Origin of the sequence: Pigmentiphaga sp. H8, from assembly GCF_003854895.1 — a bacterium.
In the GTDB taxonomy this organism is placed as follows: Bacteria; Pseudomonadota; Gammaproteobacteria; order Burkholderiales; family Burkholderiaceae_B; genus Pigmentiphaga.
This window is the reverse complement of sequence record NZ_CP033966.1, coordinates 3,890,949-3,906,952: the sequence shown is the minus strand read 5'-3', so window position 1 is coordinate 3,906,952 and position 16,004 is coordinate 3,890,949. Positions and strand designations below refer to the sequence as shown.

At 70.2% G+C, this 16,004-nt stretch carries 10 protein-coding genes; 9 read left to right on the top strand and 1 reads right to left on the bottom strand.

Annotation, left to right across the window (positions count from 1 at the left end; translation table 11 throughout):
- The first annotated feature begins 22 nt into the window (after positions 1 to 22).
- The 9 genes from xseA (at position 23) to pcaF (ending at position 15,088) form a co-directional block, all read left to right on the top strand.
- On the top strand, positions 23 to 1,390 hold the full coding sequence (xseA, locus tag EGT29_RS18440) for an exodeoxyribonuclease VII large subunit (protein WP_124690345.1): 1,368 nt from the start codon (positions 23 to 25) through the stop codon (positions 1,388 to 1,390).
- A 148-nt stretch (positions 1,391 to 1,538) separates the two neighbouring features.
- Positions 1,539 to 2,114, top strand: coding sequence for a superoxide dismutase (locus EGT29_RS18435; protein ID WP_124690344.1), 576 nt, complete (start codon positions 1,539 to 1,541; stop codon positions 2,112 to 2,114).
- Between the two features lie 172 nt (positions 2,115 to 2,286).
- Positions 2,287 to 3,705 (top strand): chloride channel protein, encoded by a 1,419-nt coding sequence (locus EGT29_RS18430; RefSeq protein ID WP_124690343.1) that lies wholly within the window; start codon positions 2,287 to 2,289, stop codon positions 3,703 to 3,705.
- A gap of 90 nt (positions 3,706 to 3,795) precedes the next feature.
- Entirely contained in the window at positions 3,796 to 8,922 is a 5,127-nt protein-coding gene (locus EGT29_RS28775; protein WP_124690342.1) for an alpha-2-macroglobulin, read from the top strand.
- A 68-nt stretch (positions 8,923 to 8,990) separates the two neighbouring features.
- Positions 8,991 to 11,291: a penicillin-binding protein 1C gene (pbpC, locus tag EGT29_RS18420; RefSeq protein WP_124690341.1), complete on the top strand. Its 2,301-nt coding sequence runs from the start codon at positions 8,991 to 8,993 to the stop codon at positions 11,289 to 11,291.
- 137 nt (positions 11,292 to 11,428) lie between these two features.
- Positions 11,429 to 12,118 (top strand): 3-oxoacid CoA-transferase subunit A, encoded by a 690-nt coding sequence (locus tag EGT29_RS18415; RefSeq protein ID WP_124690340.1) that lies wholly within the window; start codon positions 11,429 to 11,431, stop codon positions 12,116 to 12,118.
- Positions 12,119 to 12,129: 11 nt separating this feature from the next.
- On the top strand, positions 12,130 to 12,768 hold the full coding sequence (locus EGT29_RS18410) for a 3-oxoacid CoA-transferase subunit B (RefSeq protein WP_124690339.1): 639 nt from the start codon (positions 12,130 to 12,132) through the stop codon (positions 12,766 to 12,768).
- Positions 12,769 to 12,772: 4 nt separating this feature from the next.
- Complete coding sequence (locus EGT29_RS18405; protein WP_124690338.1) at positions 12,773 to 13,852, top strand: maleylacetate reductase; 1,080 nt, start codon at positions 12,773 to 12,775, stop codon at positions 13,850 to 13,852.
- A gap of 30 nt (positions 13,853 to 13,882) precedes the next feature.
- Positions 13,883 to 15,088: a 3-oxoadipyl-CoA thiolase gene (pcaF, locus tag EGT29_RS18400; protein ID WP_124690337.1), complete on the top strand. Its 1,206-nt coding sequence runs from the start codon at positions 13,883 to 13,885 to the stop codon at positions 15,086 to 15,088.
- 74 nt (positions 15,089 to 15,162) lie between these two features.
- Here pcaF and EGT29_RS18395 read toward each other — a convergent pair whose 3' ends face one another.
- The gene (locus EGT29_RS18395; RefSeq protein WP_202865547.1) at positions 15,163 to 15,990 is read right to left on the bottom strand and encodes an intradiol ring-cleavage dioxygenase; all 828 of its coding nucleotides are present in this window, start codon (positions 15,988 to 15,990) and stop codon (positions 15,163 to 15,165) included.
- Positions 15,991 to 16,004: the final 14 nt, after the last annotated feature.

Genomic DNA, 16,004 nt, shown 5'->3' with positions numbered 1-16,004 from the left:
AGCTTCTTGCCTGGAAACCCTCATGAATTCTGGTTTTGCGTCCGCACATGACGATTTCTCGCGGGGGATTCTGACTATCTCCCAGCTAAACCGCGCGGTGGCGGGCTTGTTGGAGCGCAACATTCCCCTGGTATGGGTGAGGGGTGAGGTGTCGAATTTCACCGCGGCGGCTTCCGGCCATTGGTATTTCACGCTCAAGGACGGCGGCGCCGCCGCGCGCGGCGTGATGTTCCGCGGTCGGGCCATGCTGGTGGGCTTCACGCCCCGCGAAGGCGACCGCATCGAGATCCGGGCCCGGGTATCGCTGTACGAACCGCGCGGCGACTACCAGTTGCAGGTCGAGGCCATGCGCCGGGCCGGCCAGGGCGATCTGTTCGAGGCCTTCCTGCGGTTGAAGGAAAAGCTGTCGGCCGAGGGACTGTTCGATCCGGCCCGCAAGCGCACGCCGGTGGCCGTGCCGCGCGCGCTGGGTGTCGTCACCTCGTTGCAGGCGGCGGCGCTGCGCGACGTATTGACGGCGCTGGCGCGGCGGGTGCCGCACGCCCGGGTGGTGATCTATCCGGCTCCGGTCCAGGGCGACGAGGCCGGCCCGCGGCTGGCGCAGGCCATCGCGCTCGCGAACCGGCGCGCCGAGGTCGATACCCTGTTGCTGGTGCGCGGCGGCGGCAGCATCGAGGACCTGTGGGCGTTCAACCATGAAGGGCTGGCGCGGGCCATCGTCGCCAGTGCGATCCCCGTCATCAGCGGCGTCGGCCACGAGACCGACTTCACCATCGCCGATTTCGCCGCCGATCTGCGGGCGCCCACGCCCACGGCGGCGGCCGAGATGGCGGGCCTGCCGCGCGAACAGTGGCTGGCGCGCCTGCGCCAGGCGGCCCAGGACCTGCGGCGGGCGCAGCGACGCCGCCTCGAGCAGGCCGGGCAGCGGCTGGACCGGGCGGCGGCGCAGTTGATTTCCCCGCGTGAACGCCTGGCGCGGCAGCAGGAGCGGCTGGCCGCGCTGGTGCGCGGCCTGGACGCGGCCTGGACCGGCGCCCAGCGCGACCGCGAGGCCGAGGTCGGCCTGTTGCGGCAGCGGCTGATCGCCCAGTTGCCCGATCCCGCGCGGCTGTCGGCGCGGGTGGACGACCTGGCGCGGCGCGTGCGGCAGTGCCAGGCGTACCAGCTCGCCCGCCTGCAGCAGCGGCTGGCCTCGCATGCCGCGCATCTGCGCGCGCTCGGGCCCGAGCAGACGCTGGCGCGCGGCTATGCCATCGTGCGCGACGAGCAGGGCGGCATCGTTCGGCAGGCACGCAGCTTGCAGCCTGGCGCCCGACTCGACCTCCGCTTCGCCGAAGGCGCGGCCCAGGCCTCGGTGACGGCGGTCGAAGCCGATCGCGGGCTGGTGTGACGGCCAGAATCCGCGCGGCCGCCAGGGCATGACATGACTGCGTCGCCCTGGCGCGTTAACCTTGCGTAACGCGGGGACTTCCGGGCCAAGCGGCATACTTGCCGATAAAATGCCCCCGCAAACCTCCCAACCAGAAGCAGGAGCTCAGATGGAACACACTCTTCCGCAATTGCCGTATCCCCAGGACGCCTTGGCCCCCACCATCTCCAAGGAAACGCTGGAGTACCACCACGGCAAGCACCACCAGACCTACGTCACCAATCTGAACAACCTCATCAAGGGCACCGAGTTCGAGAACGCCTCGCTCGAGGACATCGTCAAGAAGTCGTCCGGCGGCATCTACAACAACGCCGCCCAGCACTGGAACCACTCCTTCTACTGGAACTGCCTGACGCCCAAGAGCACGCCGCCCGCCGGCAAGCTGGCCGACGCCATCAATGCCAAGTGGGGCAGCTTCGACGCCTTCAAGGACACCTTCAACAAGCAGGCCGCCGCCAACTTCGGTTCGGGCTGGACCTGGCTGGTCAAGAAGGCCGATGGCTCGATCGACATCGTCAACACCGGCGCCGCGGGCAACCCGCTCACCACTGGCGACACCCCGCTGCTGACCTGTGATGTGTGGGAACACGCCTACTACATCGATTACCGCAATGCCCGTCCGAAGTACCTCGAGAGCTTCTGGGGCATCGTGAACTGGGAATTCGTGGCCAAGAACCTGGGCTGATTCCCGTCGCGGCCCCGCGGGGCCGCCGCATGACGCGCGCTGTCGCAAGCTCAGGCTTGAATGCTCAGCGCGCGTTTTTCATTGCCCCGCCCCAAGGTGAAAAACGCCCCCTTGGGGGCAGCGCCACCGCGAAGCGGCAAGCGTGGGGGCATTTTCTCATTGCTTCGCCTCCATGAAAGTCCGACGCTCAGTGCCCTGGCGCGACCAGGCCTCCATCACCGTGCGACGCAAGGGCCGGCAGGTCCTGCGGGTGTCGCGCAAGACCTTCCGCTACGCGCTCGTCCTGTGCGGGGCGGCGGTGGTGGCCTTGCTGTCGCTGGCGTTCGCCTGGCTGGCCGAGATCGCGCTGGAGTGGAACCGCCACTGGACCTCGGCCGCGCCGTGGGCCGCGCTGGTGGTCATCCCGCTGGCGATGGCGGGCCTGCGCTGGTTGACCTTGCGGCTCGCGCCGATGGCGCGGGGCAGCGGCATCCCCCAGGTGATCGCGGCCACTTCCATACCGGCACCCATCGCCTCCTCGGGGCTGGTGTCGCTGCGGCAGGCGCTCTGGAAGATTCCCTTGACCGCCGTGGCGCTGCTGGCGGGTGCCTCGGTGGGGCGCGAAGGACCTTCGGTGCAGGTGGGCGCGGCGGCCATGCTGGCCTGGGGCCGGTTCTGGCAGGAGCGGATAGGCGTCAAGCTGGAGTTCCGGGCGAACGAGCTGATTGCCGCGGGCGCCGCCGGCGGCCTGGCCGCGGCATTCAACACGCCGTTGGCCGGGGTGGTGTTCGCCATCGAGGAGCTGGGGCGGGGCGCCGCCGTGCGCTGGAACCGCCTGGCGCTGTCGGGCGTGCTGGCGTCGGGTTTCATCGCGCTGGCGATCGCCGGCAACAATCCTTATTTTCATGCCGCGGCGGCGGCCGGGTTCGTCCAGGGATCGTGGGGCTGGACCCTGGCCAGCGGCGTGCTGAACGGCGCCATGGGCGGACTGTTCGCCGCCACGATGGTGCGCGGCGTGACCGGGCTGGCCCCCGCGCGCTGGCGTCCCTGGCTGCAGCGCCATCCGGTGCGGGTAGCCTTCTTGTGCGGCCTGGTCGTGGCGGTGCTGGGCTGCCTGACGGGAGGCGCCACCTACGGTACCGGCTATGAACAGACCGCCGCGCTGCTGAACGGCCATCCCGTCGAGAGCGCCTGGTTCGGTATCGCCAAGTGGGTGGCGACCGTGGCCTCGTACGTGTGCGGCATTCCCGGCGGCATCTTCACGCCGTCCCTGGCCATAGGCGCCGGCATGGGCGAACACATCGTGCAACTGGCCGGACCCGCCGCCGATCCGCGCACGCTGGCGCTGGTGTCGATGGCGGCTTTCCTGGCGGCGGCCACCCAGGCGCCCATCACGGCCAGCGTGATCGTCATGGAGATGACGCGCAGCCAGGACCTGATGTTCCACCTGCTGATGGCCACGCTCGTCGCGTCGCTGGTGTCCCGGCAGTTCTGCCCGCGGCCGTTCTACCATGCGATGGCGCTGCGCTTTCACAAGGAAGTCATGCACCCTCATCATCGGCCATCCGCCGGCCCGGCAAGCGCCGCGCCGCCAAGTGGTGCCCAAATGTAATTTTGTGAAGTCCATGCTTCACAATAGGCGGGCTCTCACCCTCTAATAGCGCTACGGAAAGCACGCACGAAGGCGTGTCCGGGGGATTTCATGGCAGACAGGAAAAAGGCGGCCGCCTGGGCCGCGGGCGTGGTATTGCTGGCCGCGGCGGTGGGCGGCGCATGGTGGGCGGGCAAGCAGTCCGGCGGCGGAGGGGGCGAGCCGCCCGCTTCCGAGCTGGTCGGCAGTGCCGATCCCTTCACGTTGCTCGAATGCCGGACGCGCCTGTTCGACGAGTCGCTGGCGCTGGCCGTGACGTTCTCGCAGCCGCTCGATCGCCGCCAGTCGCTGGGCAAGCTGCTGCAGGTGGTGGACCTGGGCGCCGCTTCCGGCGATGATGAGGCCGCCAAGACCCTGGGCAAGCCGCAGCCCGGCCAGGCCCTGCCGGAAGGCAAACCGGTGGCGGGCGACTGGTCGCTGGGCGACAACCCGCGCGTCGCCTACTTCCCCTACATCCAGCCGAACCGCCGCTATGCGATCGCGGTGCCCGAGTCCGTCAAGGGCGCGGGCGGGCAGGCGCTGCCCGAGGCCTTCGGCTGCGAAGTGGCTAGCGAGGCCATGCCGCCGTCCTTCTATTTCGCCAGCCGCGGCGTGGTGCTGCCCGCAGGCCAGAACGGCGGGCTGCCGGTGGTCACGGTCAATACGCCCGAGGTCGACGTGCAGTTCCTGCGCATCGATCCCGCGCAATTCCCCCGCTTCTTCGAACAGGTGCTGGGCGTGCGCCGGCCCGTCGCCAAGACCGACCCGGATGCCGAGGACGACAGCGACGAAGACGACGAGTGGCGCTACAGCGGCAACCGCAGCCTGAAGGGGACGGTGGGAAGCTGGGACCTGGATCGCCTGAAGGATGTGACGCGCAGCGTCTATGCCGGCCGTTTCCTGACCGACGACAAGGCCAATCGCCGCCATGTCACCTTCCTGCCGGTCGAGGGCATCAAGGAACTGAAGGAGCCCGGGATCTACGTGGCCGTGATGAGCCAGTCCGGACGGTTCCGCGACGAATACCAGGTCACCTATTTCTACGTCAGCGACATCGGCCTGCACACGCGGCGCTACGCCGGCCAGCTCGATGCGTTCGCGACCTCGCTCAAGAGCGGCAAGGCCATGGACGACGTCGAGTTCGAGCTGCTGGACGCGAACGCGAAGTCGCTGGGCCGCGCCAAGGCCGACGGGCAGGGGCGCGCCGTGTTTTCGGGCAGCTTCGAGGCCGCGCGCATCCTGTTGGCGCGCCGGGGCGCGGAGCTGTCCGTGGTGGCGCTGGCCGAGCCGGCGCTGGACCTGTCCGAATTCGACGTGGGCGGCTATCCGTCCCGCGACAACAAGCTGTTCGTCTACGCCGGCCGCGATCTCTACCGGCCGGGCGAGCGCTTCGACGTTTCCGTGCTGGTGCGCGACGCCGACGGACGGGCGGTGCAGGCCGCGCCGGTCACGGCCACGCTGAAGCGGCCCGACGGCCGTACCGTGCGCACCGCCTTGTGGCGGCCCGATGCGCAGGTGCCGGGCTATGTGCGCCAGGCCATCGAGCTGCCGGCCGACGCGCAGACGGGCACCTGGCTGCTGGAGACGCGCCTGGACCCGGCGGCCCGCTCGGCCGATGCCTCGTGGAAATTCCAGGTGGAAGAGTTCCTGCCCGAGCGCATGAAGCTGGACCTGAAGTCGCGCGAAGGCGTGCTGGAGGCTGGCCGGCCCCTGAACGTGAAGGTGCAGGGCGACTACCTGTACGGCGCGCCCGCGGCCGGCAACCGGCTGCTGGGCACGGTGTCCATCGATCGCGACCGCTATGCGCTGCCGCAGCAATGGCCGGGTTTCCTGTTCGGCGATTTCGCCGACGACGACCGCAAGCAGCGGCGCGACCTGGACGAGACCACGCTGGACGACAAGGGCGCGGCGGCGGTTGCCGTCCCGGTGGATGTGTCCGGCACCGCCTCGCCCATGAAGGTGAAGGCAAGCTTCAGCCTGCTGGAGTCGGGCGGCCGGCCCGTCGTGCGTTCCATCGAGCGCAGCGTCTGGCCGGCGCCGGCATTGATCGGCGTGCGGCCGCTGTTCGACCGCGACGTCGCGCGCGAAGGGACGATGGCCGAGTTCGAGGCGGTGCGCGCGGATCCGCAGGGCAAGGTCGTGCCGCTCAAGCAGGCGCAGTTGCGGGTGTACCGCGAGGAGCGGGTGTACTACTGGCGCTTCGACGACCAGCGCGGCTGGAACAGCGGCTTCACCGAAACCGAGGAACTGGTCGAGTCGCGCGTGCTGGCGCTGCCCGATCGCGTGAAGTTCGGGGTGCCGGTCAAGTGGGGACGCTACCGGCTGGAGTTGAGCGATCCGGAAAACGGCGACACGCTGCGCTACCGCTTCTATGCCGGCTGGGGCGCGCAGGATGCCGAGGAAATGGGCAACCGGCCGGACCGGGTGCAGCTCAAGCTGGACCACGCGCCGGTGCGCGAGGGCGAGACGGTCAAGCTGTCGATCACGCCGCCCCACGACGGCGAGGCGCTGATCGCGGTCGAGGGCGGCACCATGCTGTGGAGCCAGCGCACCAGCGTGAAGGCGTCGGGCTCCACGGTCGAGATTCCCATCGGCAAGGACTGGAGCCGCCACGACCTGTACGTGTCGGTGACCGTATTCCGGCCCGGCAGCCAGGGCGATCGCGTCACGCCGGCACGCGCGCTGGGCCTGGTCTACCTGCCGCTGTCCCGCGACGATCGCAAGCTGGCCGTGGAGCTGGCCGCGCCGCCCAAGGTGCTGCCCGAGAAGCGGACCACCGTGAAGGTCAAGGTGGGCAACGCCGGGCAGGGCCAGCAGGCGTACGTGACGCTGTCCGCGGTCGACGTCGGCATCCTGAACATCACGCGCTATGCGACGCCCGATCCCTTCGACTTCTTCTTCGGCAAGCATCGCTACGCGCCGGAGCTGCTGGACCTGTACGGCAAGCTGATCGAGAAGATGGAGGGCACGCAGGGCAAGCTGAAATGGGGCGGGGATGCCGCGATGCGCGACACCCGCAGCATGCCGGTGAAGGTGCGGCTGGTGGACCTGTTCAGCGGTCCGGTGCGGCTGGACGAGCAGGGCGAGGCGCAGATTCCGCTGGACCTGCCCGACTTCAACGGCACGCTGCGCCTGATGGCCTCGGCCTTCACGCCCGACCGCTTCGGCAACGCGCAGGCCGAGATGGTGGTGGCGGCACCGGTGGTAGCCGAATTGTCGACGCCGCGCTTCATCAGCCCGGGCGACGAGGCCGCGATCGCGCTGGACGTGACCAACCTGAGCGGCGCGCCGCAGACGCTGACGGTGAACCTGGAGGGCCTGGACCCGGTGCGGATACGGGGCGGGTCGCAAAGCGTGAACCTGGCCCACCAGCAGCGCGCCACCCTGCGCTTCGTGGCCGAGGCCACGGGCGCCTACGGGCTGGGCCGGCTGCGATTGACGGTCGACGGCCAGGGAGGCGCGAACCCCATCCGCATCGTGCGCGAGTCGCTGTTGCAGGTCCAGCCGCCGGTCGCGGCGACGCGCGACGTGCGTCGCGTCCGGCTGGGGCAGGGCGAGAGCCTGAAGCTGGAGTCCAGCTGGATCGACAAGCTGTATCCGGATTCGGCCAGCGCCAGCGTGGCGATTTCCAACAAGCCGCCTTTCAACGTGAAGCGCCTGGTGCAGGGGCTGCTGGACTATCCCTATGGATGCCTGGAGCAGACCGCCAGCGCGGCCTATCCCCACGTCTTCATCGGCGAGGACGAGGCCCGCGCCTGGGGGCTGACACCGCGCACGCGGGCCGAGCGCGAACGCATGATCGAAGGCGCGGTCGGCCGCATCGCCGGCATGCAGAAGGCCGGCGGCGGCTTCGCGCTATGGGGCGACGGCGCGCAGGAGATCTGGCTGTCGGCTTATGTGGCGAGCTTCCTGCAGGATGCCCGCACGGCCGGCTTCAACGTGCCTGACCTGGTGTCGCGCCGAGCCTCCGACTGGCTGCTGGCCCAGTTGCAGCAATCGTCGGCCAACTTCCCCAGCCTGCCGCAGAACCTGCTGGCCCAGCTTGCCGCCGGTCCTGGCCAGCGGCTGCGCGACAATGACTACAACCTGCTGCGCGACAGCCACCGCCGCTTCGCCGAGCTGGCCAACGCGGCCTATGTGCTGGCGCGCGAGCAGAAAGCGCCGCTGTCCACGCTGCGGGTGCTGTACGACAACTACCGCGACCGGTCGCGCTCGCCGCTGCCCCTGGTCCACCTGGGCATCGCCCTGAAGCTGATGGGCGACGAGACGCGCGCGCGCTCGGCCTTCGACGAGGCGATGACGCGCGGCTACGGCATCGACGCCAATCGCTACGGCGGCTATGGTGAATGGCTGGGCGACTACGGCTCGGCCCTGCGCGACTACGCGATGTCCTACGCGCTGATGATGCAGCACCAGATCGACCATCCGCGCCGCGAGGCCCTGCTGGGCGACGTGGCCGGCCGCCTGGGCAGCCGCAGCTATCTGTCCACCCAGGAGCAGCTGGCGCTGTTCCTGGCCGCGCGGGCGGCGGGCGGCGTGGCCGGGGCGCAATGGACGGCGACGCTGCGCACGGGCCAGGGCGAGCAGCAGCTCAGTTCGCGCGACACCGAGGCGCGCAGCTTCACGGCCGCGCAGTTGGCCGCCGGCGTGGACATCGTCAACACGCAGGCCGATCCGCTGTTCGTCGAGGTGGACGTGCAGGGCTACCCGCGCCAGGCCGAGGCGCCGCGCGCCTCGGGCGTCACGATCGCGCGCAGCTGGTACGAATCGGACGGACGGCCCTGGAACGGCCGCCCGTTGCAGACCGGCGAGATGCTGATCGTCAAGCTGGACGTCGCCTCTGGTCGCCGCATCGAGGACGCGCTGGTGGTAGACCGGGTGCCGGCGGGGTTCGAGGTCGAGAACATGAACCTGAGCCAGGGGCCGGACATGGCGGATTGGAAGGTCGGCGGCGTGCAGGTGTCCGAGGCGCTGAACGATACGCGCATCAAGCATCGCGAGTACCGCGACGACCGCTACGTCGCGGCCGTGAGCATCCAGGGGCCGGTCACCGTGTTCTATCGCGTGCGGGTGGTCACGCCGGGCCGCTTCGTCGTGCCCGCGCCGGTGGTCGAGGACATGTATCGTCCCGAGGTCCGGGCGGTGGGCGCGTCTTCCGGCCCGCTGGTGGTCAACGACCCGCGCGGAGGCGCGCGCTGAGGCGGCGCTGGGTCGCCGCCACGGCGGCGGGGGCGATCGCGCTGGGGGCGCTGTGGGCGGCGGACCGGATGCATCCGCTGCCGGCCCAGGCCTTCCGGCCGGCCGATGGGGGCCTGGTGGTCACATCGGCCGACGGCATCCCCTTGCGCACCTATCCGGGCGAGGACGGCATCTGGCGCTACCCGGTCTCGCCCGAGGACGTGTCCCCGCTGTATCTGCAGGCGCTGCTGACCTACGAGGACCGCTGGTTCCACTGGCACTGGGGCATCAACCCCTACGCCATGGCGCGTGCGGCCTGGCAGTGGGCGACTTCGGGGCGCATCGTCTCGGGCGGATCGACGCTTACCATGCAGGTCGCGCGCATGATCGACCCGGCGCTGCGCGGAGCCCCGCGCAGCATGGGTATCAAGCTGCGCCAGATGGCGCGCGCGGCGCAACTGGAATGGCACCTGTCCAAGCGCGACATCCTGACCCTGTACCTGAACCATGCGCCCATGGGTGGCATCGTGGAAGGCGTGGAGATGGCCAGCCGCGCGTATCTGGGCAAGCCGTCGCGCCAATTGAGCCATGCCGAGGCCGCACTGCTGACGGCATTGCCGCAGGCTCCGTCACGGCTGCGCCCCGACCGCGCGCCCGAGGCGGCCCGGGCCGCGCGCGACAAGGTGCTGGCCCGCCTGGCCCAACGCGGCCGCTGGAGCGCCGAGGTGGTCGCCGACGCGCGCATCGAACGCGTGATCGCGCAGCCGCTGCGCGGCCACTGGCTGGCGCCGCTGGCCGCCGAACGCCTGCGGCAGCGGCCGCAGCAGGGAACCGCCGCCTCCCGCCGCGTGGTCCGGTCGACCCTGGATGCCGAATGGCAGTCCATCGTCGAGGACATGCTGCTGGACCGCGTGGACACGCTGCCGCCCAAGGTGTCCATGGCCGTGCTGGTGATGGACAACGACAGTCTGGAGGCGCGCGTTTACGCGGGGTCGGCCGATTTCTCCGACGCGCGCCGGGCGGCCCACGTGGACATGGTCCGGGGCGTGCGTTCGCCGGGGTCCACGCTCAAGCCCTTCCTGTACGCGATGGCGCTGGACGAAGGCATGGTCCATTCCGAGAGCCTGCTGGTCGATGCGCCGCAGACCTTCGGCGGCTACCGGCCGGGCAATTTCCAGGCCTCCTTCTCGGGCGCGGTCAGCGTGTCCGAGGCCTTGCAGCGTTCGCTCAACGTGCCCGCGGTCGACCTGCTCGATCGCATCGGCCCGGCGCGCTTCGCGTCGGTGCTGCGCGCGGGCGGCCTGCGCCTGCGCATCCCGGCGGGCGCGGCCCCGAACCTGAGCCTGATCCTGGGCGGGGCGGGCACCACGCTGGAAGAACTGGTCGGCGCCTACCGCGCGCTGGCCCGCGGCGGCCTGGCCGGCCGCGTGCGGCTGACCGCCGACGAGCCGCGCGTCGAGTCCCGCATCATGAGCGAGGGCGCGGCCTTCATCGTGCGCGACATCCTGGAGAGTGGCGGCCGGCCCGACCGGCCCTTCTACGCGGGCGGCCGGGGGTTGGCCTGGAAGACCGGCACGAGCTTCGGCTTTCGCGACGCCTGGGCCGTGGGCGTGACCGATGCCTGGACGCTGGGCGTCTGGGTGGGCCGGCCCGACGGTACGCCCAATCCCGGTTTCTTCGGCGCCAACGTCGCCGCGCCGCTGCTGCAGGACCTGGTGGCGGCGCTGCCGGCGGCCGCACCCATCCCCCGCATGCCGCCCGCCTCGGTGCGCGCGCAGTCCATCTGCTGGCCTCTGGGCCTGCGAGCCGACAGCACGCCCGAGGACATGTGCCTGCAACGCCGCCAGGCCTGGTCGCTGGACGATGCCGTGCCGCCCACGCTGCCCGATCGCGGAACACAGGGGGGCCTGGTGGAGACGATCTGGGTCGATCCCCGCTCGGGAATGCGCACGGATCCCGGCTGCCGCGTGCCGGGCACGCCCAGGCAGGTCGCGCGCTGGCCGTTGGCCTTGCAGCCGTGGGCGGAGGCGGGAATGCTGCCGGGAACCGGCGCGGCGCGCTGGCATCCCGCGTGCGGATCGGGCTCGCATGCGGGCACGGGCGTACGGCTCGAAGGCCTGGACACGGGCGCGATCCTGCGCCCGGTGCCGGGGCGCGACCGGATCGACGTGCAACTGCGGACGCTGGGCGGCGACGGCGCGCTGTGGTGGATGCTGGATGGCAAGCCGGTTCGCCGTACGGATGGCGCCGGTCCGGTCTCGCTGCGCTTCACCCGCAACGGGGTGCATACCGTCACCGTGATGGACGAGGGCGGCCGCTACGACAGCGTGCGCTTCACCGTGCGCGGGCTGCCGGAACACGCTCGGAATGACGGCCCGGGAGGCTTATGATGACTCTGGCCTCTTGCCCCTCGTGCGTAATCGATGTTTAATATTCGAACAATAGTTCGCGTATAGAACTTTTCCGTTTTGCAATCAGGTACGCCGCCTGCGTCCCCCCGGACGGCAGGCATCGTGCGGAGACATAGATGATCAACAAAATCGTGGCTTCGGTGGCCGAAGCGCTGGCCGGCGTCAAGGACGGCTCCACCATATTGGTAGGCGGGTTCGGCACGGCCGGCCTGCCCAACGCGCTGATCGACGGTCTGATCGAGCAGGGCGCCAAGGATCTCGTGGTGGTGAACAACAACGCCGGCAATGGCTATACGGGCCTGGCCGCGCTGCTGCAGACCGGGCGCGTGCGCAAGGTGATCTGCTCGTTCCCGCGCCAGACCGACTCCTACGTGTTCGATGAACTCTATCGCGCCAAGAAGATCGAGCTGGAACTCGTGCCCCAGGGCAACCTGGCCGAGCGCATCCGCGCCGCGGGCGCGGGCGTGGGCGCCTTCTACACGCCCACCGGTTTCGGCACGCTGCTGGCCGAAGGCAAGGAAACGCGGCACATCAACGGCCGCGACTACGTGCTGGAATACCCCATCCACGGCGACGTGGCGCTGATCTCGGCCTACAAGGGCGATCGCTGGGGCAACCTGACCTATCGCAAGACCGCGCGCAACTTCGGGCCCATCATGGCGACCGCCGCCAAGATGGCCATCGCCCAGGTGCACGAAACCGTCGAACTGGGCGAGCTCGATCCGGAAGCGGTCGTGACGCCCGGCATTTTCGTCAAGCGCGTGGTGGCCGTCGGGGCCCAAGCCAACGCCCAACAGGCCGCCTGAGGAACACGCACATGAACAAGATGAATCGAGACCAGATGGCCCAGCGCGTGGCGCGCGACATTCCCGAGGGCGCCTACGTGAACCTGGGCATCGGCCTGCCCACCCTGGTGGCTAACCATCTGCCGGCGGACCGCGAGGTCCTGCTGCACACCGAGAACGGCCTCCTGGGCATGGGCCCCGCGCCCGAGAAGGGCCACGAGGACTGGGACCTGATCAACGCCGGCAAGCAGCCGGTCACCGCGCTGCCCGGCGCCGCCTATTTCCACCATGCCGATTCCTTCGCGATGATGCGCGGCGGCCATCTGGACATCTGCGTGCTGGGCGCCTTCCAGGTGTCGGTCAAGGGCGACCTGGCGAACTGGCACACCGGCGCGCCGGATGCCATTCCCGCCGTGGGCGGCGCGATGGACCTGGCCATCGGCGCCAAGCAGGTGTTCGTGATGATGGACCTGCTGACCAAGACGGGTTCGAGCAAGCTGGTGGAAACCTGCTCCTATCCGCTGACCGGCGTCGGCTGCGTGAGCCGCGTCTATTCCGACCTGGCCGTGTTCGATATCAAGAAGGACGGCGTCTACGCCAGCGACGTGGTCGACGGACTGTCGTTCGACGAATTGCAGCGACTGTGCGGCGTGCCGCTGCGCAAGGCCTGACGCCATGGACGCCTTCGTCTACAACGCCAACGCCGCCCGCGTGGTGTTCGGCGCGGGCTCCCTGCAGCACCTGGAGCGGGAGATCGGGCTGCTGGGCGCGCAACGGGCGCTGGTGTTGTCCACGCCGGGCCAGCGCAAGCTGGCCGAGCGCGTGGCCGCCCTGCTGGGGGCGAAGGCGGCGGGCATCTTCGACGGGGCGGTCATGCATGTGCCCATCGAAGCGGCCCGCCAGGCGCGCGACGAGGCGCGCCGGCTGGACGCCGATTGCGCCGTCGCCATCGGCGGTGGCTCCACGGTGGGGCTGGGCAAGGCCATCGCGCTCGAGTCCGGGCTGCCCATCCTGGCCATTCCCACCACTTATGCCGGCTCCGAGATGACGCCGATCTACGGCATCACCGAAGGCGGCCTGAAAAAGACGGGCAAGGACGCGCGCGTGCTGCCGCGCACCGTGATCTACGACCCCGAGCTGTCGACGGGGCTGCCGGTGGCGCTGTCGGTCACCAGCGCGATGAATGCCATGGCGCATGCCGCCGAGGGCCTGTACGCGCAGGACAGCAACCCCATCATGTCGCTGATGGCCGAGGAAGGGCTGGCGGCCATCGCCCGCGCGCTGCCGGGCATCGTGCGCCAGGCCGGCGACATCGAGGCCCGGTCGCAGGCGCTGTATGGCGCCTGGCTGTGCGGCACCGTGCTGGGCAACGTCGGCATGGCGCTGCACCACAAGCTTTGCCATACGCTGGGCGGCAGCTTCAACCTGCCGCACGCCGAATGCCATACCATCGTGCTGCCGCATGCGATGGCCTACAACGCTCCGGCCGTGCCGGACGCCATGGCGCGCATCGCGCGCGCCATCGGTGCCCAGGACGCGGCGGCGGGGCTCCACGACCTTGCCCGCGACAACGGCGCCCCCGTTGCCCTGCGGGATCTCGGCATGCCGGAGGCCGATCTCGATCGCGCCGCCGACATCGCGGTGTCCAATCCCTATTGGAACCCGCGTCCCATCGAGCGCACGGCTATCCGCGCGCTGCTGCAGAACGCCTGGGCGGGTGTACGCCCGGTTACCAACGTCAGTCGCAACCCCTAGAACAGCTTTATCCCCCATCCGAGACAGAACATGACTACACACGCCTTCATCTGCGACGCGATCCGTACCCCCATCGGCCGCTACGGCGGCGCCCTGGCATCGGTGCGCACCGACGACCTCGCGGCGATCCCGCTCAAGGCCCTGATGGAACGCAACCCCCGCCTGGACTGGGCCGCCGTCACCGACATCATCTTCGGCTGCGCCAACCAGGCGGGCGAGGACAACCGCAACGTCGCCCACATGGCCTCGCTGCTGGCGGGCCTGCCGCTGGAGCTGCCGGGATCGACCGTCAACCGCCTGTGCGGCTCGGGCCTGGACGCGGTCGGCACCGCCGCGCGCGCGATCAAGTCGGGCGAGGCAGGGCTGATGCTGGCCGGCGGCGTCGAGAGCATGAGCCGCGCCCCGTTCGTGATGGGCAAGGCCGAGTCGGCTTTCTCGCGCAACGCACAGATCCATGACACCACCATCGGCTGGCGCTTCGTCAACAAGCTGATGAAGCAGATGTACGGCGTGGATTCCATGCCCGAGACGGCCGAGAACGTCGCCACCGACTACAAGATCGAGCGCGAAGCCCAGGACCGCATGGCGCTGGCCAGCCAGGCCAAGGCCGCCGCGGCCCAGAAATCCGGTGTGTTCGACGCCGAGATCACCCCCGTCACGATTCCCCAACGCAAGGGCGACCCCGTCGTCGTGACCAAGGACGAGCACCCGCGCGAGACCAGCATGGAAGCGCTGGGCCGACTGAAGGGCGTGGTCCGCCCCGACGGCACCGTCACCGCCGGCAATGCCTCGGGCGTGAACGACGGCGCCTGCGCGCTGCTGCTGGCCAGCGAGGCCGAGGCGGGCCGCCACGGCCTGACGCCGCGCGCCCGCGTGGTGGGCATGGCCACCGCCGGCGTGCCGCCCCGCATCATGGGCATGGGCCCGGCCCCCGCCACCCGCAAGGTGCTGGCGCTGACCGGCCTGAGCCTGGACCAGATCGACGTGATCGAGCTGAACGAAGCGTTCGCCGCGCAAGGCCTGGCGGTGCTGCGCGACCTCGGCCTGGCCGACGACGATGCGCGCGTGAACCCCAACGGCGGCGCGATCGCTCTGGGCCACCCGCTGGGCGCCAGCGGCGCGCGGCTGGCCACGACGGCGATCAACCAGCTGCACCGCACCGGCGGCCGCTACGCGCTGTGCACGATGTGCATCGGCGTGGGGCAGGGTATTGCCGTCATTCTCGAACGGGTCTGATCCCGGGCACCGGCGCCGCCCACGCGGCGCCCGGTATCGATGCCCCGCGGCGCAAGCCTCGGGGCATCGTCGTTTCAGCCCAGCATGCCCACGGTTGCGTGGCCGACGTAGCCCTGGTCCGGATTGCCTTTCATCGCGACGGTTTGCGCGGCGATCTCGGCCGGCGAGTTGTCGCTGAAGATGCCGTCCTTCGCGAGGCTGATGCGCGCGTAGGCATGCAGGCTGGACTCGTAGCCACGGGCCTCGCCGTAGACCGCGCCGCAGGCGTCCTGCGGCAGCACCAACTGGGACGTCAGGTACTTGCGGTCGTAGCGCGGGGTACCGTCTGCCGTGGGGTAGACCTCCAGGTGCAGGTGCGGATAGCGGCCCGGGTAGCAACCCGGGAAGATGGTCTGGAAGCGGACCTCGCCCTGGGCGTCGGCCACCTGCACGCCGCGCAGGAAGTTCTCGTCGCGCAGTGCGCGGGTGTACAGCGAATAGCCGCCGTCGCGCGTGCAATGCCACAGGTAGACCGCCCGGCCCGGCAGCGGCGCGCAGCCGGTGCTGACGTCGACCAGCCTGATCGTCAATTGCAGCGGTACGCCCTGGGCTGTGCCGGTCGGGCCGCCGAAGCTGTCGCGCAGGTCGCTGCGCACGACGCCGGACGAGGCCAGGACGTTGGCCGCGCTGCTGGTGGGGCCGCCGCCGTTGGCCGGATAGGGGCCGGCGGTTTCCTCGGGCAGCGCGATGCAGGCGCCCGAGGGCGCGGCATCGCCGGCGCGCGCGAGACCCGGCAGGCCAAGCGCCGCGGCGCCCGCGCCCAGCATGCGGGCCAGCGCGAGCCGGCGGGCCGGAAGGCGGGCCATCCGGAGCAGGTCGCGCTCCAGTTCGGTTGGGGCAGGCACCGGTTGCGGTTCTGTCATGTGTCTTCCATCGC